This window comes from uncultured Maribacter sp. (assembly GCF_963975365.1).
GTDB lineage: Bacteria > Bacteroidota > Bacteroidia > Flavobacteriales > Flavobacteriaceae > Maribacter.
In genome coordinates this window covers 206,914-222,739 of the sequence record NZ_CAXBGF010000001.1, presented here as the reverse complement: position 1 = coordinate 222,739, position 15,826 = coordinate 206,914, and the positions used below count along the sequence as shown (strand labels likewise).

At 34.6% G+C, this 15,826-nt stretch carries 18 protein-coding genes; 6 read left to right on the top strand and 12 right to left on the bottom strand.

Annotated elements, in window-relative coordinates; translation table 11 throughout:
* Positions 1 to 27: 27 nt before the first annotated feature.
* A complete protein-coding gene (locus AACZ49_RS01010; RefSeq protein ID WP_339650669.1) occupies positions 28 to 660 on the bottom strand; it encodes a 4'-phosphopantetheinyl transferase superfamily protein in 633 nt (210 codons plus the stop codon).
* A gap of 103 nt (positions 661 to 763) precedes the next feature.
* Between AACZ49_RS01010 and ahcY the strand changes: the two genes are divergently transcribed.
* The gene (gene ahcY, locus AACZ49_RS01005) at positions 764 to 2,080 is read left to right on the top strand and encodes an adenosylhomocysteinase (RefSeq protein ID WP_339650666.1); all 1,317 of its coding nucleotides are present in this window, start codon (positions 764 to 766) and stop codon (positions 2,078 to 2,080) included.
* A 67-nt stretch (positions 2,081 to 2,147) separates the two neighbouring features.
* On the opposite strand, the gene AACZ49_RS01000 is transcribed toward ahcY, so the two are convergent.
* Positions 2,148 to 2,732 carry a DUF3332 domain-containing protein gene (locus tag AACZ49_RS01000; protein WP_339650665.1) on the bottom strand — a complete coding sequence of 195 codons (585 nt, stop codon included), beginning with the start codon at positions 2,730 to 2,732 and terminating at the stop codon, positions 2,148 to 2,150.
* 229 nt (positions 2,733 to 2,961) lie between these two features.
* On the opposite strand from AACZ49_RS01000, the gene AACZ49_RS00995 reads away from it, so the two are divergent.
* A complete protein-coding gene (locus tag AACZ49_RS00995) occupies positions 2,962 to 3,483 on the top strand; it encodes a 5'(3')-deoxyribonucleotidase (protein WP_339650664.1) in 522 nt (173 codons plus the stop codon).
* A 90-nt stretch (positions 3,484 to 3,573) separates the two neighbouring features.
* Here the strand turns inward: AACZ49_RS00995 and rpmA are convergent, their stop codons facing one another.
* The 3 genes from rpmA to AACZ49_RS00980 all read right to left on the bottom strand — a co-directional run bounded on the left by rpmA (position 3,574) and on the right by AACZ49_RS00980 (position 5,093).
* Positions 3,574 to 3,834 carry a 50S ribosomal protein L27 gene (gene rpmA / locus AACZ49_RS00990; RefSeq protein ID WP_091620949.1) on the bottom strand — a complete coding sequence of 87 codons (261 nt, stop codon included), beginning with the start codon at positions 3,832 to 3,834 and terminating at the stop codon, positions 3,574 to 3,576.
* A gap of 40 nt (positions 3,835 to 3,874) precedes the next feature.
* Positions 3,875 to 4,540 (bottom strand): 50S ribosomal protein L21, encoded by a 666-nt coding sequence (gene rplU / locus AACZ49_RS00985; protein ID WP_339650663.1) that lies wholly within the window; start codon positions 4,538 to 4,540, stop codon positions 3,875 to 3,877.
* Between the two features lie 97 nt (positions 4,541 to 4,637).
* Positions 4,638 to 5,093, bottom strand: coding sequence for a DUF4199 domain-containing protein (locus AACZ49_RS00980; RefSeq protein WP_339650662.1), 456 nt, complete (start codon positions 5,091 to 5,093; stop codon positions 4,638 to 4,640).
* Between the two features lie 177 nt (positions 5,094 to 5,270).
* On the opposite strand from AACZ49_RS00980, the gene AACZ49_RS00975 reads away from it, so the two are divergent.
* On the top strand, positions 5,271 to 6,593 hold the full coding sequence (locus AACZ49_RS00975) for a pitrilysin family protein (protein WP_339650661.1): 1,323 nt from the start codon (positions 5,271 to 5,273) through the stop codon (positions 6,591 to 6,593).
* 5 nt (positions 6,594 to 6,598) lie between these two features.
* Positions 6,599 to 8,671, top strand: a complete 2,073-nt coding sequence (locus tag AACZ49_RS00970; RefSeq protein WP_339650660.1) for a pitrilysin family protein — start codon at positions 6,599 to 6,601, stop codon at positions 8,669 to 8,671.
* Between the two features lie 69 nt (positions 8,672 to 8,740).
* Here AACZ49_RS00970 and AACZ49_RS00965 read toward each other — a convergent pair whose 3' ends face one another.
* Positions 8,741 to 9,484 (bottom strand): head GIN domain-containing protein, encoded by a 744-nt coding sequence (locus tag AACZ49_RS00965; protein ID WP_339650659.1) that lies wholly within the window; start codon positions 9,482 to 9,484, stop codon positions 8,741 to 8,743.
* Between the two features lie 73 nt (positions 9,485 to 9,557).
* Entirely contained in the window at positions 9,558 to 10,448 is an 891-nt protein-coding gene (locus AACZ49_RS00960) for a DMT family transporter (RefSeq protein ID WP_339650658.1), read from the bottom strand.
* Positions 10,449 to 10,604: 156 nt separating this feature from the next.
* On the opposite strand from AACZ49_RS00960, the gene AACZ49_RS00955 reads away from it, so the two are divergent.
* Together AACZ49_RS00955 and AACZ49_RS00950 are read left to right on the top strand one after the other, a co-directional pair.
* Positions 10,605 to 10,961, top strand: coding sequence for a heavy metal-associated domain-containing protein (locus AACZ49_RS00955; protein ID WP_339650657.1), 357 nt, complete (start codon positions 10,605 to 10,607; stop codon positions 10,959 to 10,961).
* Between the two features lies 1 nt (position 10,962).
* The gene (locus tag AACZ49_RS00950) at positions 10,963 to 11,385 is read left to right on the top strand and encodes a hypothetical protein (RefSeq protein WP_339650656.1); all 423 of its coding nucleotides are present in this window, start codon (positions 10,963 to 10,965) and stop codon (positions 11,383 to 11,385) included.
* A 24-nt stretch (positions 11,386 to 11,409) separates the two neighbouring features.
* On the opposite strand, the gene AACZ49_RS00945 is transcribed toward AACZ49_RS00950, so the two are convergent.
* From AACZ49_RS00945 to mutY, 5 genes are read right to left on the bottom strand one after another with little or no spacing between them, the layout of a single operon-like run.
* Positions 11,410 to 12,357: a pyridoxal-phosphate dependent enzyme gene (locus AACZ49_RS00945; protein ID WP_339651431.1), complete on the bottom strand. Its 948-nt coding sequence runs from the start codon at positions 12,355 to 12,357 to the stop codon at positions 11,410 to 11,412.
* 12 nt (positions 12,358 to 12,369) lie between these two features.
* Positions 12,370 to 12,927, bottom strand: a complete 558-nt coding sequence (gene gldD / locus AACZ49_RS00940) for a gliding motility lipoprotein GldD (RefSeq protein ID WP_339650655.1) — start codon at positions 12,925 to 12,927, stop codon at positions 12,370 to 12,372.
* The gene (locus AACZ49_RS00935; protein ID WP_339650654.1) at positions 12,917 to 14,245 is read right to left on the bottom strand and encodes a gliding motility-associated protein GldE; all 1,329 of its coding nucleotides are present in this window, start codon (positions 14,243 to 14,245) and stop codon (positions 12,917 to 12,919) included. The genes gldD and AACZ49_RS00935 overlap by 11 nt, the downstream gene beginning before the upstream one ends.
* A 19-nt stretch (positions 14,246 to 14,264) precedes the next feature.
* Positions 14,265 to 14,726 (bottom strand): single-stranded DNA-binding protein, encoded by a 462-nt coding sequence (gene ssb / locus AACZ49_RS00930; RefSeq protein WP_339650653.1) that lies wholly within the window; start codon positions 14,724 to 14,726, stop codon positions 14,265 to 14,267.
* Positions 14,727 to 14,753: 27 nt separating this feature from the next.
* Positions 14,754 to 15,803, bottom strand: a complete 1,050-nt coding sequence (mutY, locus tag AACZ49_RS00925; protein WP_339651430.1) for an A/G-specific adenine glycosylase — start codon at positions 15,801 to 15,803, stop codon at positions 14,754 to 14,756.
* Between the last annotated feature and the right edge of the window lie 23 nt (positions 15,804 to 15,826).

The following is a 15,826-nucleotide window of genomic DNA, read 5'->3' as shown; positions in this document are numbered from 1 at the left end:
TTAGTTATTTACTGATATAGATTGTTATTAATCTCGTGTGGCATAAACGCAGGTAAATTCTTCAAATTCTAGAAATCTAATCTTATAGTTTGATAAGACTCCCTTAAATATTATTTGTGCGGTAGTCTTTTTAGCATCAAACATAAAATCGTGCACATTTATATGATGTAAAAAGCTCAGTCCTCTATTTCCATAAATTTTATAAAGTGATTCTTTAGCTCCCCAAACAATGGTTAATTTTCTAACAATAGCATCAGTATTTGCCAAGGTTTTATATTCTTCAAAAGGTGTGAATTTATGTGCTATTCTCAGAATTTTATTGCGCTGCATTTCAATATCAATACCTACCTCCTCTGACGTACTTACAATTATTCCTGTAAAATTATATGAGTGGGTTATAGATATAAAATTACCGTCACGTAAATGAGGTTTTCCATTTTCTTCATAAACCAAATCAGAATCTGCATATCCATATTCAGCCAATAAATGTCTTATGCTTAAGAATGCCTTTCGGTGCAGTACAGATTTCATTCTATCGAACCTTTTTTGGCAATGTGGTGTCAATTCTATGTTTTCCCACAACTGCTCTTCGGTCTCTTCTACCTTCCAAATTGCTAAGGAAGTTTCTTCATTTACTGTTATAGTTTTGTAAAGCGGCATGAGATTCTTAGTGTTATTCCTACCTTTGCACGAAATAAATTTAGGTTTGCACGAATTTGATTTAATTTTGCACAATTAAACGAAAGTATAAAATAATAAAGATATGAGCACGAAAACTATTCCGTATGTGCCTTATAAGGTTAAGGATATTTCCCTTGCTGGTTGGGGAAGAAAAGAAATCGAATTAGCTGAAGCTGAAATGCCAGGTTTAATGGCCTTACGGGAAGAATATAAAAATGATCAGCCTTTAAAAGGAGCTCGTATTGCAGGTTGCCTACACATGACCATACAAACAGCTGTTTTAATTGAAACATTAACAGCCTTAGGTGCAGATGTAACTTGGAGCTCATGTAATATATTTTCCACTCAAGATCAGGCTGCTGCGGCAATCGCAGTAACAGGAGTACCTGTTTATGCTTGGAAAGGAATGAATGAAGAAGAATTTGATTGGTGTATAGAACAAACTTTATTTTTTGGTGAAGACAGAAAGCCATTAAACATGATTTTAGATGATGGTGGTGATTTAACCAATATGGTATTAGATAAATATCCAGAAATGGCAAAAGGCATCAAGGGACTTTCTGAAGAAACGACAACAGGTGTTCATCGTTTATACGAACGTGTTAAGAAAGGAACTTTACCAATGCCTGCGATTAATGTCAACGATTCGGTTACTAAATCGAAATTTGACAATAAATATGGCTGTCGCGAGAGCGCTGTAGATGCTATTCGCAGAGCCACGGATACAATGTTAGCTGGTAAACGTGTAGTTGTAGCAGGTTATGGTGATGTAGGTAAAGGTACAGCTGCATCATTTAAAGGAGCCGGATCAATTGTTACGGTAACAGAAATCGACCCCATTTGCGCATTGCAAGCTTGCATGGACGGTTTTGAAGTGAAGAAACTAGAGACTGTTATAGGAAATGCAGACATCGTGATTACCACCACAGGGAATAAAGACATTATTAGAGCGGAGCATTTTGAAGCCTTAAAGGACAAAGCCATTGTTTGTAATATTGGTCATTTTGACAATGAAATTGACATGGCATGGTTGAACAAAAACCATGGTAGTACCAAAGATGAAATTAAACCTCAAGTAGATAAATACACTATTAAAGGAAAAGATATTATCATTTTAGCCGAAGGTAGATTGGTAAACTTAGGTTGCGCAACCGGTCACCCAAGTTTTGTAATGAGTAACTCATTTACTAACCAAACTCTTGCCCAAATTGAACTTTGGAAAAACAGTGCTAATTATGAGAACGATGTTTATATGTTGCCAAAACATTTAGATGAAAAAGTAGCAAAACTTCACTTGTCTCGTTTAGGTGCGGAACTTACCGAATTGAAAAAAGACCAAGCTGATTATATTGGAGTAACGGTTGATGGGCCATTTAAACCAGAATACTACAGATATTAATATATATTAGAAATTAAAAAAGGTCCTGATTTTCATCAGGACCTTTTTTAATTTAAATAGTATGGTTTTAGTTATTCACAGCCAACATACCCTCTAAATAATAACAATCGGTTTGCTCTTTAATTTGAGCTAAACCTACTTCTTTAGAACTTAAAGGATTTATCTTAACCTCTAACCCATTAGGCATGTAAACAATATAAAACCCCTCTTCGAAAGATGAAAGTTTTATAATCTCGCCATTAGGCCTTACAGCATTCCAAGATTTTTCATTTAGTTTATAAACCAAATCAATTTTCTTTCCTTTTTTAGGTCCTTCAATAACAGTTACCTGCATTCTATTTTTAGTTGCCCTCATTTCAAAGGTATTTCCATCTCTTTCTACCATTTGCTTTTCTATTTCACCCTCTTCCATCGCAATTGGATTAGACCCACCCCAAAATTCGATTACATTAAAGATAATAGCATCTCCTAAAAAGAAAAGACCATATACCGGTATAATATTCAAACCCCAAAAAACTAGGTTATTAACAAACTTACTATCCGATAAACCCTGATTCCAGTCTTTTAAATTATTAAAAGCACTAAAAGAACCCAAACAACTAGAGAATAATAATGTACTAGCCATTGCAACACAAGTGATTGATTTTTTCATGATTTAGATTATTTAAAATTATATTTCAAAATATATAAAATTCCTCCATAAACCTATGCTGATTTAATAAAATTATTGACTTCATTCCAATTTTCGGCACATACAAGTCTTTAGGTTATCAACTTTTAACATCCTGAATTTTAAGGTTTTTGGAAATCTTGTATAATTTATTTATTCTTTTCATTTTCTCTATAAAAACGTTTTGACGAACTTCGTTAAAAATTAAAATATGATACTATTTGTTGATATGGATGAGGTTATTGCTGACACCTATGGTGCTCATATAGAACTTTATAATGCCGAATTCAATGGTGAACTAACTACTGAATTATGCTCTGGATCAGAAGTATGGCGAATGGTACCTGAAGCACATCAAGATAGCGTTAGAAAACATGCCACAAGAAGGGGTTTTTTTAGAAATCTGAAACTAATTCCTGGAAGTCAAGAAGTTTTAAAACAACTTTCAATAAAACATGAGGTTTACATTGCTTCAGCAGCCATGCAGTTCCCAAATTCTTTAGAAGAGAAAAGCGAATGGCTAGATGAGCACTTTCCTTTTATACCTTGGCAAAACCGAATTCTTTGTGGACACAAACATGTTTTAAAGGGTGATATATTAATTGATGATAGAAATTATAACTTGGAGAATTTCGATGGTCGTGGTTTACAATTTACCTCACCACACAATGTAAACACAACAGGTTTTGAACGTGTAAATACTTGGCACGAAATTGGAGAGAAACTTTTGTGAAAATAGAATTTTTTATAAGCTCAAAATTATAAAACACAAAAAAGCCTCTTAATAAATGAAGAGGCTTTTTTAAATAATTTACTATTTAGATTAAGCTTCGAAAGGCTCGATGGAAACAAAAGATTTTCCACCCGCTTTTTTCGTAAACTTTACTAAACCATCTACACGTGCGTGTAATGTATGATCTTTTCCTGCGTAAACATTTTCACCAGGATTGTGTCTTGTTCCTCTCTGTCTAACTAAAATGTTACCAGCGATTGCAGCCTGACCACCGAAAATCTTAACACCTAATCGTTTAGATTCTGATTCTCTACCGTTTTTCGAACTACCTACACCTTTCTTATGTGCCATTGTCTAAGGTTTTAAATATTATACTTTAATGATATAAGCCTTATTTAGCTACACCACCATCTAATTCATCTTGCCATTTCTGCAACTCGTCCCATTTACCATCAGCAGCTAATTGTGCTTGCTTTGGCCAAGTTTCCGTTACATGGTTTCCACGTACATCAGCTATAATTTCAGAAATTTTTGCTGAATCAATTTTTGCTAACTCTGCAAAAGTAGAAATACCTGCAGCGTTTAAAGTTTCGGCAATTTTTGGTCCGATACCTTCAACCTTCTTCAAATCATCACCTTTACCTGTAGCTTTTTTAGCTTTTGCCTTAGCTGCAACTGGAGCGGCTTTAGCTTCTTCTTTTTTAACTTTTGGTTCAGATTTCTTAGTTTCTACTTTTTTAGCTCCTTTTGAAATGATAGACTCAATTACAATCTCGGTTAAAGATTGACGATGTCCATTTTTCTTTCTGTAACCCTTACGTCTTTTCTTATGAAAAACGATTACTTTGTCACCTTTAAGGTGTTTAACGACTTTCGCCTCTACTGCGGCTCCGTCTATAGCCGGGGCGCCAATAGTAACGTTCGATCCATCAGACAAAAGAAGTACATTGTCAAAAGTGACTTTCTTACCTTCCTCTACCTGTAAACGGTGAACGTACACTTTCTGGTCTTTTGCAACTTTAAATTGCTGCCCTGCCATCTCTACAATTGCGTACATATTGTTAAATGTAAAAAATTAAACCCGATGGATTTTTTCCATAGGCGGGTGCAAATATACTTCTTAATCACGAATTTACAAGCATTTTTTGCAGATTTTAATTGCGCTTACTTTTGATGGTATTTGAACTTTTAAAAAGTTGCATGAATGTTAGGGTCAATACCAAAGTTGTTGTAAAACCCATAGTTGCCACGACTAAAAATACAATGGCCTCAAAACTACGATACGTATTTGCCCAACGCGTTGAAAGTTCTTCTAGAAAGCCTGGCTGAAGCTCTGTTGAATATATAGCGAAAAATATGGTGAATATCAATGTCGCGACCAATCCTGTAATAAGACCGGCCATAAAACCAGTTGCATAAGTAAAAGCACCCCCTTTTTTCAATTTAAAATATTTTATAGCTTCAAAAATTGCAAATCCAGTAATGATAACATTAAAAAGACTGTATAACACATGCACGTGTAGTCCCATTAGTGACAAGATAAGAAAGTAAGCAATTAAACACCCGCTAGCGGCAACGCCAAATCGAATAGGTAAGGCATAATTATTCATCTTCGTAAATATTGTTGTTTATACATTTAAGTTAATGAATAAACAACAAATTATTTTAAATATTCTGTTAAAGAATGACTATGTTTAAGAGATTACTTATATAAACATATTTTTAATGTAACAATTTCACAACATTTCATACAGATTAAATATAATAATACACTAAACACCATTTAAATGAAAAAGAATTTACTACTGGCTTCTGCTATACTTTTTTATGGAATTACAGCCTTTGCACAAGAGGTTAATTTTGAAGAGTATAAATTAAATAATGGCCTTCATGTCATTTTGCATCAAGACAAAACGGCTCCTATTGTGACAACATCTGTCATGTATCATGTAGGAGGAAAAGACAGGACAGAAGGTAGAACTGGGTTTGCCCATTTTTTTGAACATCTGCTTTTTGAAGGTACTGAAAATATCGAAAAAGGAAAATGGTTTGAAATAGTCGCATCCAATGGCGGTTCGAACAATGCGAACACTACTCAAGACCGTACTTATTATTACGAAGTATTTCCATCCAACAATTTGCAATTAGGGTTATGGATGGAATCTGAACGCATGTTACACCCAATCATAGACCAAGGTGGCATAGACACCCAGAACGAGGTAGTAAAAGAAGAAAAAAGATTACGCTACGATAATTCGCCCTATGGGCAATTTCTTCCGGTTTTAGGTGAAAATTTGTTTGAAAAACACCCTTACAAAGACCCTAACATAGGTTACATGAAAGATTTGGATGCCGCAACCTTAGCTGATGTTATTGCCTATAATAAAAAATACTACGTACCTAATAACGCCGTACTTGTTGTGGCAGGTGATATTGACTTAGGGAAAACCAAAAAGATGGTCAAAGATTATTTTGGTTCTATTCCAAAGGGCGAAAATATCACAAGAAACTACCCTAAGGAAACACCGATAACTCAACAGAAAAATGCAAAATTCTACGACTCGAATATTCAAATACCTGCATCTATGATTGCATACAGAACACCAGGTTTTAAAGAAAGAGATGCGTATGTTTTAGATGTTATATCAACCTATTTAAGTGATGGGCCATCATCAAAACTATACAAGAAAATGGTTGATGACCAAAAGCAAGCTTTACAGGTCGGCGCATTCAATATCTCACAGGAAGATTATGGAATGTATGTTGTATTTGGCTTGCCGATTGGCGAAACCAGCTTAGAGGTACTTACAATAGAAATGGAAGAAGAAATTGAAAAAGTGCGGACTACTCTTATTTCAGAAAAGGATTATCAAAAAATACAGAACAAATTTGAAAATCAATTTGTTAATTCGAATTCAAGTGTTGAAGGCATAGCAAATTCCTTAGCTAGATACTATTTATTATACGGTGACACATCATTGATCAATAAAGAAATTGACATCTATAGGTCTATCTCAAGAGAAGAAATTAAAGAAGTGGCTACCAGATATTTGAACCCAAACCAAAGACTATTACTTGAATATTTACCTGAAGAAAATACAGCAAATTAAAAATTATGAAAAAGACATATATACTACTAGCAATACTTTTTACGGTCTTAGCCGCACAGGCACAGGTAGACCGTACGGTTATGCCAAAACCAGGACCAGCTCCAGAAATTAATTTAAATGACCCAGAAAGTTTTCAATTAAATAACGGTCTAAAGGTTATGGTTGTTGAAAACCATAAACTACCGCGAGTATCTTTACAGCTTACAATAGACAACCCTCCAATTTTAGAAGGCGATAAAGCGGGCGTTAGCAGTCTAACTGGCAGTCTTCTGGGTAATGGATCAAAGAACATAGCAAAAGATGAATTCAATGAAGAAATCGATTTTTTAGGTGCCAGATTGAGTTTTGGCTCGCAAAGTGCCTATGCAAGCTCTCTTTCCAAATATTTTCCTAGAATGATGGAATTAATGTCAGATGCAGCTATTAACCCCAATTTCACACAAGAGGAATTTGAAAAAGAGAAAAACAAATTGATTACAGGACTTAAAACGGAGGAGAAAGATGTATCTGCTATTTCAGGAAGGGTTCAACGTGCATTAGCCTATGGCAAAGACCATCCTTACGGCGAATTCACAACAGAAACCACCGTTAATAATGTAACTCTTTCAGATGTTGAAACCTTCTACAGGGATTATTTCGTGCCAGCCAACGCTTATTTAATTATAGTTGGCGATGTATCACTTGAAGAGGTAAAGGAATTGACCGAAAAGTTTTTCACGCCATGGACCAAAGCAATTCCACCGAGTTTTAGCTACACTAGCCCTAAAAATGTCCCAAATACGCAAATAAACTTCGTGGATATGCCCAATGCAGTTCAATCTGAAATAGCTGTACAAAATGTTGTTGAATTAAAAATGAAAGATGCAGACTACATCCCCGTCCTAGTTGCCAATCAAATTCTTGGTGGAGGTGGAGAGGGTAGATTGTTTCTAAATTTACGTGAAGACAAAGGATACACCTATGGCTCCTACTCTTCCATTAACGATAACAAATATGCAGCATCAAGGTTTAGGGCCACCGCATCTGTAAGAAATGTGGTTACTGATAGTTCTGTCGTTGAAATTTTAAAAGAAATAGACCTCATCAATACAGAACCTATAAGTGAGAAAGAATTAAAAAACACAAAAGCCAAATACGCTGGTCGCTTTATCATGGCTTTAGAAGATCCACAAACTATTGCACGTTATGCTTTAAATATTGAAACAGAAAATCTACCAAAAGATTTTTATAAAACCTATTTAGAAAGATTAGAAAAAGTAACCATTGAAGATGTCCAAAATGTCGCTCAAAAATATTTTAATTCGTCTAACGCCAGGGTAGTTGTAACGGGTAAAGGAAGTGAAGTATTAGAGAACCTTGAAAAGGTTACTTATAAAGGAAAAACTCTTCCGGTTTTATTTTACACCAAAACCGCTGAAAAAACCGAAGCTCCAAATTATGAAGCTTCCATACCTGAAGGATTAACTGCAGAAACTATTATTGAAAAATACATTGAATCAATTGGAGGAAAAGCCAAATTAGAAGCTGCTAAATCTTACGCCATGACAGCTGCTGCGGAAATGCAAGGTATGAAGCTTGAACTAGAAATGAAGAAAACCACCAATAATCAATTTATGCAAGATGTAAAAATGATGGGGAATTCAATGAGCAAGCAAGTACTTAATGGTGATGGCGGTTATATGGTTGCACAAGGTCAACGTAAAGATTTATCAGAAGAGGAAGTCATAAAAATTAAAGAGGAATCTACTCTTTTCCCTGAACTTAATTATGCAAATCTAGACGGAATATCTTTAGAAGGTATGGAAATGGTCGGTGACAAAAATACTTATAAACTAAAAGTGAACGACAAAAAGTCGGCCTTTTATGATGTTGAAACTGGACTAAAACTACAAGAAGTTAACATAGCAGAAATGCAAGGGCAGCAAATGACAAGCACTTCCAACTATGAAAATTACCGGGAAGTCGACGGAATATTATTCCCATTTAAATTAATTCAAACAATAGGGCCTCAAAATTTTGAGTTCATTGTTTCTGAAATTAAGATTAATGATGGTGTCTCCGATGTTGATTTTGAATAAAATTTGAATTATTAAGTATTTAAAAACCCGCTAAATAGCGGGTTTTTATTTTTCTTTAATACTAAATCACTATCCTATCTTTCTTATTCTGGCTTCGCCAAAAATTAATCCTTTATCTACCTCTGGGTTACCTGAATAGTTTATATTGGTTTCACCATAACATGTAACTGTTAATCGGTCGACAACATTCACCCTAAAATTGCTTTCACCGTAGGCAGTAATTTTAGTTTCATCAGCAACCATACCTTCGGTATTTACTTCGCTTTCACCATATGCTCTATAGACTTGGCGAGATACTGAACCTTCACGGATTTCCAAATAACTGCTCCCATAAATTGCAACCGTCATTTCATCTATAGAAACCGAGTCAAAATAAACTTTGGCTTCACCATATAAAGACATTTTAAAATCATCGACACTAAAAAGATTTTTACATCTAACTATCTCTTCACCTCTAATAGATAAATTTTCAAGCTTTCTATAGGTTACGGTAACCGATGCCATAGTGCCATTATATAATGGCTTACTGCCCCGCCATTGACCATTAGATATACGCTCAGATTTTGTTACCATTTTAGCACCATCCAAGTATAATCGTAAAGTTCTACCCTCTACTTCTACGTTTATTTTATCTAATAAAACTTTTGAATTATCAATTACAACGCTTTCTTCGTCACCTTCAACAAGGTTTACCTCAATATGTGGACTTACAATTAACTTATCAAATGATGTAACGGCATATGTTTTTTCTTGAGCACGAATTCCGGTTACAATGAAAACGAAGGATAAAGCGATAAAATATAAATTTTTCATAAGTTCTTGTTTTAAATCTAATTACTTCCTTTTAGAGACAAGGCTAAATATAATTTGTTACAGTAAACTTGATTTAACCTGCACTAATTATTGCTTTTTTGCGATTTACAAGCCATACACCAAACAAAATAATTAGTCCGCCTAACAACTGAACTATAGAAATTCGTTCACCATCCAAAAAGCCCCATAATACCGCTACTAGGGGTATTAAGTATGTGACGGACGCCGCAAAAACCGGACTAGAAAGGTTGATAAGCTTATTGAATAATATGTTTGCCAATGCTGTACCCAATAATGCCAATGCCAACAGATACCATACCGCATGCTGCATGCCAGTATTATTTACAAAATGACTGAAAAACCCGGAATATACCAGCAAAATTAAAGCCGGAAAAAAAGCTACTCCAAAACTTGCAGTCGTAACTGCCAACGAACTTAAATGTGATAAATGTTTTTTAATGATGTTGATATTAAAGGCATAACCTAATGCAGAAAAAATGATAAAAAACGAATACCAATAGTTTTGATTGATGTTATTCTCCATTCCCTCAGCGATAAGCACCACAGTTCCTAAAAGACCAATAAACACCCCTAGAATCTGCCTGCCTTTTAATGCTAGTCCAAAAAGAGCAATTCCGACCAAAGTTGTGAATAATGGCGAAACAGAATTTAAAATCGATGTAATGCCACTACTTATTTCGGTTTGCGCTAAAGCAAAGAAAAATGGTGGAAAAAACGAACTACACAGACCAGCAATAATCACCCATTTCCAATCGGCTTTTCTTAGGGTTTTCAATGAGTTAAAGCCTAATAAAAAAAGTAAAAGGGAAGCAAATAAAATACGTAATCCCCCAACTTGCATAGGCGTAAAGCCCAAAAGTGATTTTTTAATCAGAATAAAAGATGAACCCCAAATCATTGAAAGAATAATAAGGTAACCCCACTTTTGATCAATTTTCTTCAACTCTTTAATTTTAAACAAATGTGGCTTTTTTTCTAAGATAATGATTGGTCTAAGTACTTATTTTAATATTTGTTTACCACGTTCATTTTCGATATTTGGTATCTTTACAAAAGCATCAATTTTTGTATTACTTTTTATTACCTATAAATCTTTAACATGAAAATCAATTATTTACTCGTAAACATTATAATGCTTTGTTTAACCGCAAACATTTTGGTAGCTCAAGGCACTGCTAATTCTACTACTATAATTGAACCTACCTTATCTACAGTGGTTACCATAGAAATTAATGGTATGGCCTGCCAAGAAGGTTGTGCAGACAAGATAGCTTCTAACCTAAATGAAAAGAAAGGTGTTATCTCGACAGAAGTTAGTTTTAAAGATAAAAAAGGAATTATTGTATTCGACCCAAATCTAGTTTCAATTGAAGATTTGAAATCTGTAATAACCAGTACCAAAGTAAAGGATTACGTGTACACTATAAATTCTGTAACCATTAAAGAAAAAAAATAAAATGAAAAAATTATTCACACTACTTACTATCGCCGGTCTACTAAGTATAACTTCTTGCAAGGATTCTAAAAAAGTGGATGAACCTTCACGAATGGAACAAGTTATGGACATTCATGATGAAGTAATGCCGAAAATGGGAACTTTAGGCAAACTAGTAGGGCAATTGAAACCTATGGCAGATTCACTTGGTGCAGAATCTATAGAAGCAAAAGCGATGAAAGATTTGCAACAAGCAAATAAAGCTATGATGGATTGGATGCAAGGTTTTGGTAATCGTTTTGATTCTGAAGAAATAATGAACGGTAAAGAACTTTCTGAAGAAAAAGAGCAATGGCTAAAGGAAGAAGAAGAGAAAGTTAAAAAGGTGAAAGAGGATATCAATTCTAGCATTCAACGTGCTGAAGAAATTTTAAAAAAGCAATAAATAATTCTAGTAGAACTTAGAGAATTAAAAAGGAAGATTAGATAAATCGACATTTCCACCAGAAATTACAATTCCCACTTTTCTATTTTTTAAAGCCTGTGGGTTCTCTTTAGATTGCCTGATTACAGCAGCGACAGTTACTGCACTAGATGGTTCAATGATAATTTTCATTCGTTCCCAAACAAGTTTCATTGCGGCAATAATTTCATCTTCATCAACCCTAATTATATCGTTCACCAACTCCTTTATAATTGGGAAATTTATATCCCCTAATGTAGTTTTGAGCCCGTCTGCAATGGTATTAACGGTATCATTACCTTCAATTTTTCCACTTAATAAAGAACGATAAGCATCATCTGCCTCAAAAGGTTCTGCTCCATATACCTTACAACTATCCCCAAAATATTTTGCAGCTAAAGCGGAACCTGCTATGAGTCCGCCTCCACCAACAGGACAAAATATAAAATCTAAATCAGGATGTTCTTTCAATAATTCTAAAGCCGCTGTACCTTGACCTAGTATAACATTCTCATCGTTCGAGGGATGAATGAATGTTGCACCTGTTTTTATGGCAATTTCATCTGCCAAAGCTTGTCTAGCATACACTGTAGGCGCGCATTCATAAATCTTACCACCATACTCCTTTACACCTACCTTTTTTACTTCTGGCGCCGTATTAGGCATTACTATATAAGCAGTTACACCAACACTTTGCGCAGCCAAAGAAAGAGCTTGGGCGAAATTACCAGAAGAATGGGTCACTACTCCGTTTTTCTTCTGTTCCACCGATAATTGCAAAATTGCATTTGTCGCACCTCGCATTTTATAAGCACCAGCTCTTTGAAAATTTTCGCACTTAAAAAAAAGGTGGGCATTGACTTCCTTGTCGATTAACCTAGAGGTAAGCACTGCAGTTTTATGAATAAATGGCTGTATTCGCTTATGACAATTTAAAAGATCCTCTTTCGTCATCATTCTAAATAGTTAGTTTTTCCACCTAAGGGTTTCTATAATTCCCCTAATATCATTCTGAAGATATGATGCTGCCGGTAAAATAGAATCATAATTGGGCTTTGTATAAAAATAGACAGAGCCTGTAAGAAAATGGTTGATACTATCAGTTACAAAAAACTGTGACTGTGAAGCTGCATTACCCTGAACTTCAAATAAAGCTCCGTATATCTTATCATCAGGGTTTATATATGGTTGCTCCACAATATTATCTGCCTTAGCAGCATGCTCGTAACTAAGTCGCTTTGAGTCATTAATTAATTGTTCCAAATTATCGTCTACTTTCTTATAGCTTAGAAAAATAGCTCCTTTCATCTCTGGATACGAAATGGTATACGCCTTATCTCCATTCAACTTAGCCACTGCAAGCTGATTATATTTAAAACTAAAATTTTCAGTTTCCAAATCTGCTAACTTACCTTGTGGATACTCTAAGCGCATTTTAGCCTTTGGTTTAGGAATCGGCTCGTCTTGACAACTCATGACAAAAACAACAACACTTAAAATACCGACTAACGATTTAAGCTTCATGGGGTAGGGTTACTTTTATTTGTTTCAATCTTTTTTTATCCATACCCTCAACCATAAAAGTATAAGATTCAAATAAAATCTTTTCACCTCGTTTAGGAAAACTTCCAGCTTTCTCTAAAACAAATCCTGCAAGGGTTTCCGATTCTCCTTTATTTTCTTCAAAGATATCACTGTCTTCTAATTTTATTACACGGTAAAAATCCTTAAGCGGAGTTTTACCTTCGAAAACATAATTAAAATCATCCAACTTAGAAAAAATCAAATCCTCATCATCAAATTCATCGCTTATATCACCAACAATTTCCTCAATAATATCTTCTAATGTCACCAAACCTGAAGTACCACCATATTCATCGACTACAATTGCCAAATGATTTTTCTTTTCTTGAAATTCAGCCAATAAATCATCAAGCTTTTTATTCTCCGGAACAAAGTATGGCTCACGTATCAACGTCATCCAATTAAAGGTTTTTCTATCTAAATATGGCAACAAATCTTTTACATACAACACACCTTTTACAGTATCTATATTTTCACCAAAAACAGGAATACGAGAATATCCGTTTTTCTTTATTTCGCCTATAACTTCTAGAAACTTCATTTGCTCATTAAGGGCAAAAATATCAATACGAGGGCGCATGACTTGTTTCGTATCCGTATTACCAAAGGTTACTATACCTTCTAAAATTTTCTTCTCCTCTTTGGTCGTATCGCCATGAGAAGTCAAATCTAATGCTTGAGACAAATGATCAATACTCAAATTTGATTTCTGCTTGCCTAGTTTGTTGTATAAAAACAATGTTCCTGAACGCATAGGTAAACTTAATGGCGAAAAAACAACATCTAATACACGTAATGGAAATGCCATTAAATGCGAAAAACTCATTTTATTTCTATTTGCATAGACCTTAGGTAGAATTTCACCGAACATTAAAATTAGAAATGTCGCAACAACCACTTCAAGTAAAAAACGGACTGATACCACCCCAAATAATACTTGATCAACATTTTTAAAAAGCGTATCACCTATTATACTGAACAACAGAACAATACCAATATTAATGGCATTATTGGCAATTAATATGGTGGCCAGTAGTTTTTTTGGGCGCGCAAGCAACTTAATAAGAATTGCGCTTTTTGCCGATTTTTCATCTTGCAACTCTTTAATTTCGGTTGAAGAAAGACCGAACATTGCCACTTCAGCACCAGAAACCAGTGCAGAGCAAGTAAGCAATAAACATAACACGATTATATTAATTGTAAACACACCGTTTACGGCCAATAAAGTTACTAAAAACGGAAAGGGGTCTAAGTCCAAAAGTTTCTATTATTTATTATTAAAAAGGAAGGTCATCCTCGGCCTCTGGGCTTGCCGGTGCAGGAACCTTCGCTGGCTTACCTTTGTCATTACTTGCTTTTGGAGAATAAGAGACGGTACTAGTATCATTTGTCCCAGCCTCTTTCTTGGTGGTCAAAAAGGTAAATTCTGTTACATGCACTTCTGTACTATACCTTGTATTACCATCTTCACCTTGCCATTGACGATTTTTCAACCTTCCTTCAACATATACTTTATCGCCTTTACTTAGGTATTTTTCGCAAATTTCGGCAGCTTTGTTTCTGACCACAATGTTATGCCAGTCTGTATTCGTAACACGCTCACCAGTAGATTTATTGGTATATGTCTCATTTGTGGCAATAGGAAATCTCCCAATACTGCCGCCGCCTTCAAAATAATGCATTTTCACCTCATCACCTAAATGTCCAATCAACATTACCTTATTTAATGTACCGCTCATAACTTAAAGATATAAAAATCAAAAGTACTAAAATTTAAACGCTTTAATAAAATCTGCTATTAAAACAGGTACAGGAAATTCCTTAATTTTTTCAATGGAAATTTGGTTCGGTATTTCAGAGTTAGTGTTTAATATCCAAAACTTAGTATGTAAATGCTGATGTGACAACTTATGAATAATGGCGACCTCATTAAATTCTAGTAATTCTACTTCGTCAATACCACCCAATACTTCTTTATACCTATTATTAACGTCTTCCATTTCTAATATAGAATTTGACTCTAATAATGGAAACTCCCATAAATTCTGCCAAATGCCCTTTCCTTTTCTTTGTTGAAGATTTGTAAATAGGTTTCCATCTGTATCCTTATATATAGGTATAAGATAATTAAAGTACCGATTTCTCACTTTTGTCTTTTTCAACTTCACGGGTAATTGATCTACAATTCCCTTTTGTAAAGCAACACAGCTTTCATTTAAAGGACAGTGTAAACAAAGTGGTTTCTTCGGTGAGCATTGAATAGCGCCAAACTCCATGATACCTTGATTATAATCTCTTATATCATTTATATCCATTACATTTTCAGCCAATGACTTAAAATATTTTATGCCTTCAGTACTATTAATAGGGATGTCGATTCCGAAATATCTAGATAAAACTCTGTACACATTACCATCTACCACAGCTTGTGGCTCATTAAAACATATAGAAGATATGGCACTTGCCGTATAATCACCAACACCTTTCAACTTTAAAAGCTCTTTATAGGTATCTGGAAAATTCCCATTATATTGATTAACGACTATTTTTGCCGTAGTATGTAAATTTCTTGCTCTAGAATAATAGCCCAAACCTTGCCATAGTTTCAAAACTTCTTCTTCACTAGCTTTGGCCATATGGTGTACTGTTGGAAATTCCTCAACAAATCTTAAGTAATATGGTGTACCCTGGGCAACACGAGTCTGTTGAAGAATAATTTCTGACAACCATATCTTGTATGGACTTATGGATTCTCGCCATGGTAATGAACGCTTATTTTGATGATACCAATCTAATATTTTACCCGAAAAAGCCATACTCATCTATACTAAGTGATAAA

Bases quoted from the DNA above. Each gene is read 5' to 3' on its own strand.
- AACZ49_RS00970 (WP_339650660.1), top strand. From the start codon at position 6,599: ATGAAAAAGACATATATACTACTAGCAATACTTTTTACGGTCTTAGCC.
- AACZ49_RS01010 (WP_339650669.1), bottom strand. From the start codon at position 660: ATGCCGCTTTACAAAACTATAACAGTAAATGAAGAAACTTCCTTAGCA.
- AACZ49_RS00995 (WP_339650664.1), top strand. From the start codon at position 2,962: ATGATACTATTTGTTGATATGGATGAGGTTATTGCTGACACCTATGGT.
- ssb (WP_339650653.1), bottom strand. From the start codon at position 14,726: ATGAGCGGTACATTAAATAAGGTAATGTTGATTGGACATTTAGGTGAT.
- AACZ49_RS00945 (WP_339651431.1), bottom strand. From the start codon at position 12,357: ATGACGAAAGAGGATCTTTTAAATTGTCATAAGCGAATACAGCCATTT.
- AACZ49_RS00975 (WP_339650661.1), top strand. From the start codon at position 5,271: ATGAAAAAGAATTTACTACTGGCTTCTGCTATACTTTTTTATGGAATT.
- AACZ49_RS01000 (WP_339650665.1), bottom strand. From the start codon at position 2,732: ATGAAAAAATCAATCACTTGTGTTGCAATGGCTAGTACATTATTATTC.
- AACZ49_RS00955 (WP_339650657.1), top strand. From the start codon at position 10,605: ATGAAAATCAATTATTTACTCGTAAACATTATAATGCTTTGTTTAACC.
- rpmA (WP_091620949.1), bottom strand. From the start codon at position 3,834: ATGGCACATAAGAAAGGTGTAGGTAGTTCGAAAAACGGTAGAGAATCA.
- AACZ49_RS00950 (WP_339650656.1), top strand. From the start codon at position 10,963: ATGAAAAAATTATTCACACTACTTACTATCGCCGGTCTACTAAGTATA.
- ahcY (WP_339650666.1), top strand. From the start codon at position 764: ATGAGCACGAAAACTATTCCGTATGTGCCTTATAAGGTTAAGGATATT.
- rplU (WP_339650663.1), bottom strand. From the start codon at position 4,540: ATGTACGCAATTGTAGAGATGGCAGGGCAGCAATTTAAAGTTGCAAAA.
- AACZ49_RS00965 (WP_339650659.1), bottom strand. From the start codon at position 9,484: ATGAAAAATTTATATTTTATCGCTTTATCCTTCGTTTTCATTGTAACC.
- mutY (WP_339651430.1), bottom strand. From the start codon at position 15,803: ATGGCTTTTTCGGGTAAAATATTAGATTGGTATCATCAAAATAAGCGT.
- AACZ49_RS00980 (WP_339650662.1), bottom strand. From the start codon at position 5,093: ATGAATAATTATGCCTTACCTATTCGATTTGGCGTTGCCGCTAGCGGG.
- gldD (WP_339650655.1), bottom strand. From the start codon at position 12,927: ATGAAGCTTAAATCGTTAGTCGGTATTTTAAGTGTTGTTGTTTTTGTC.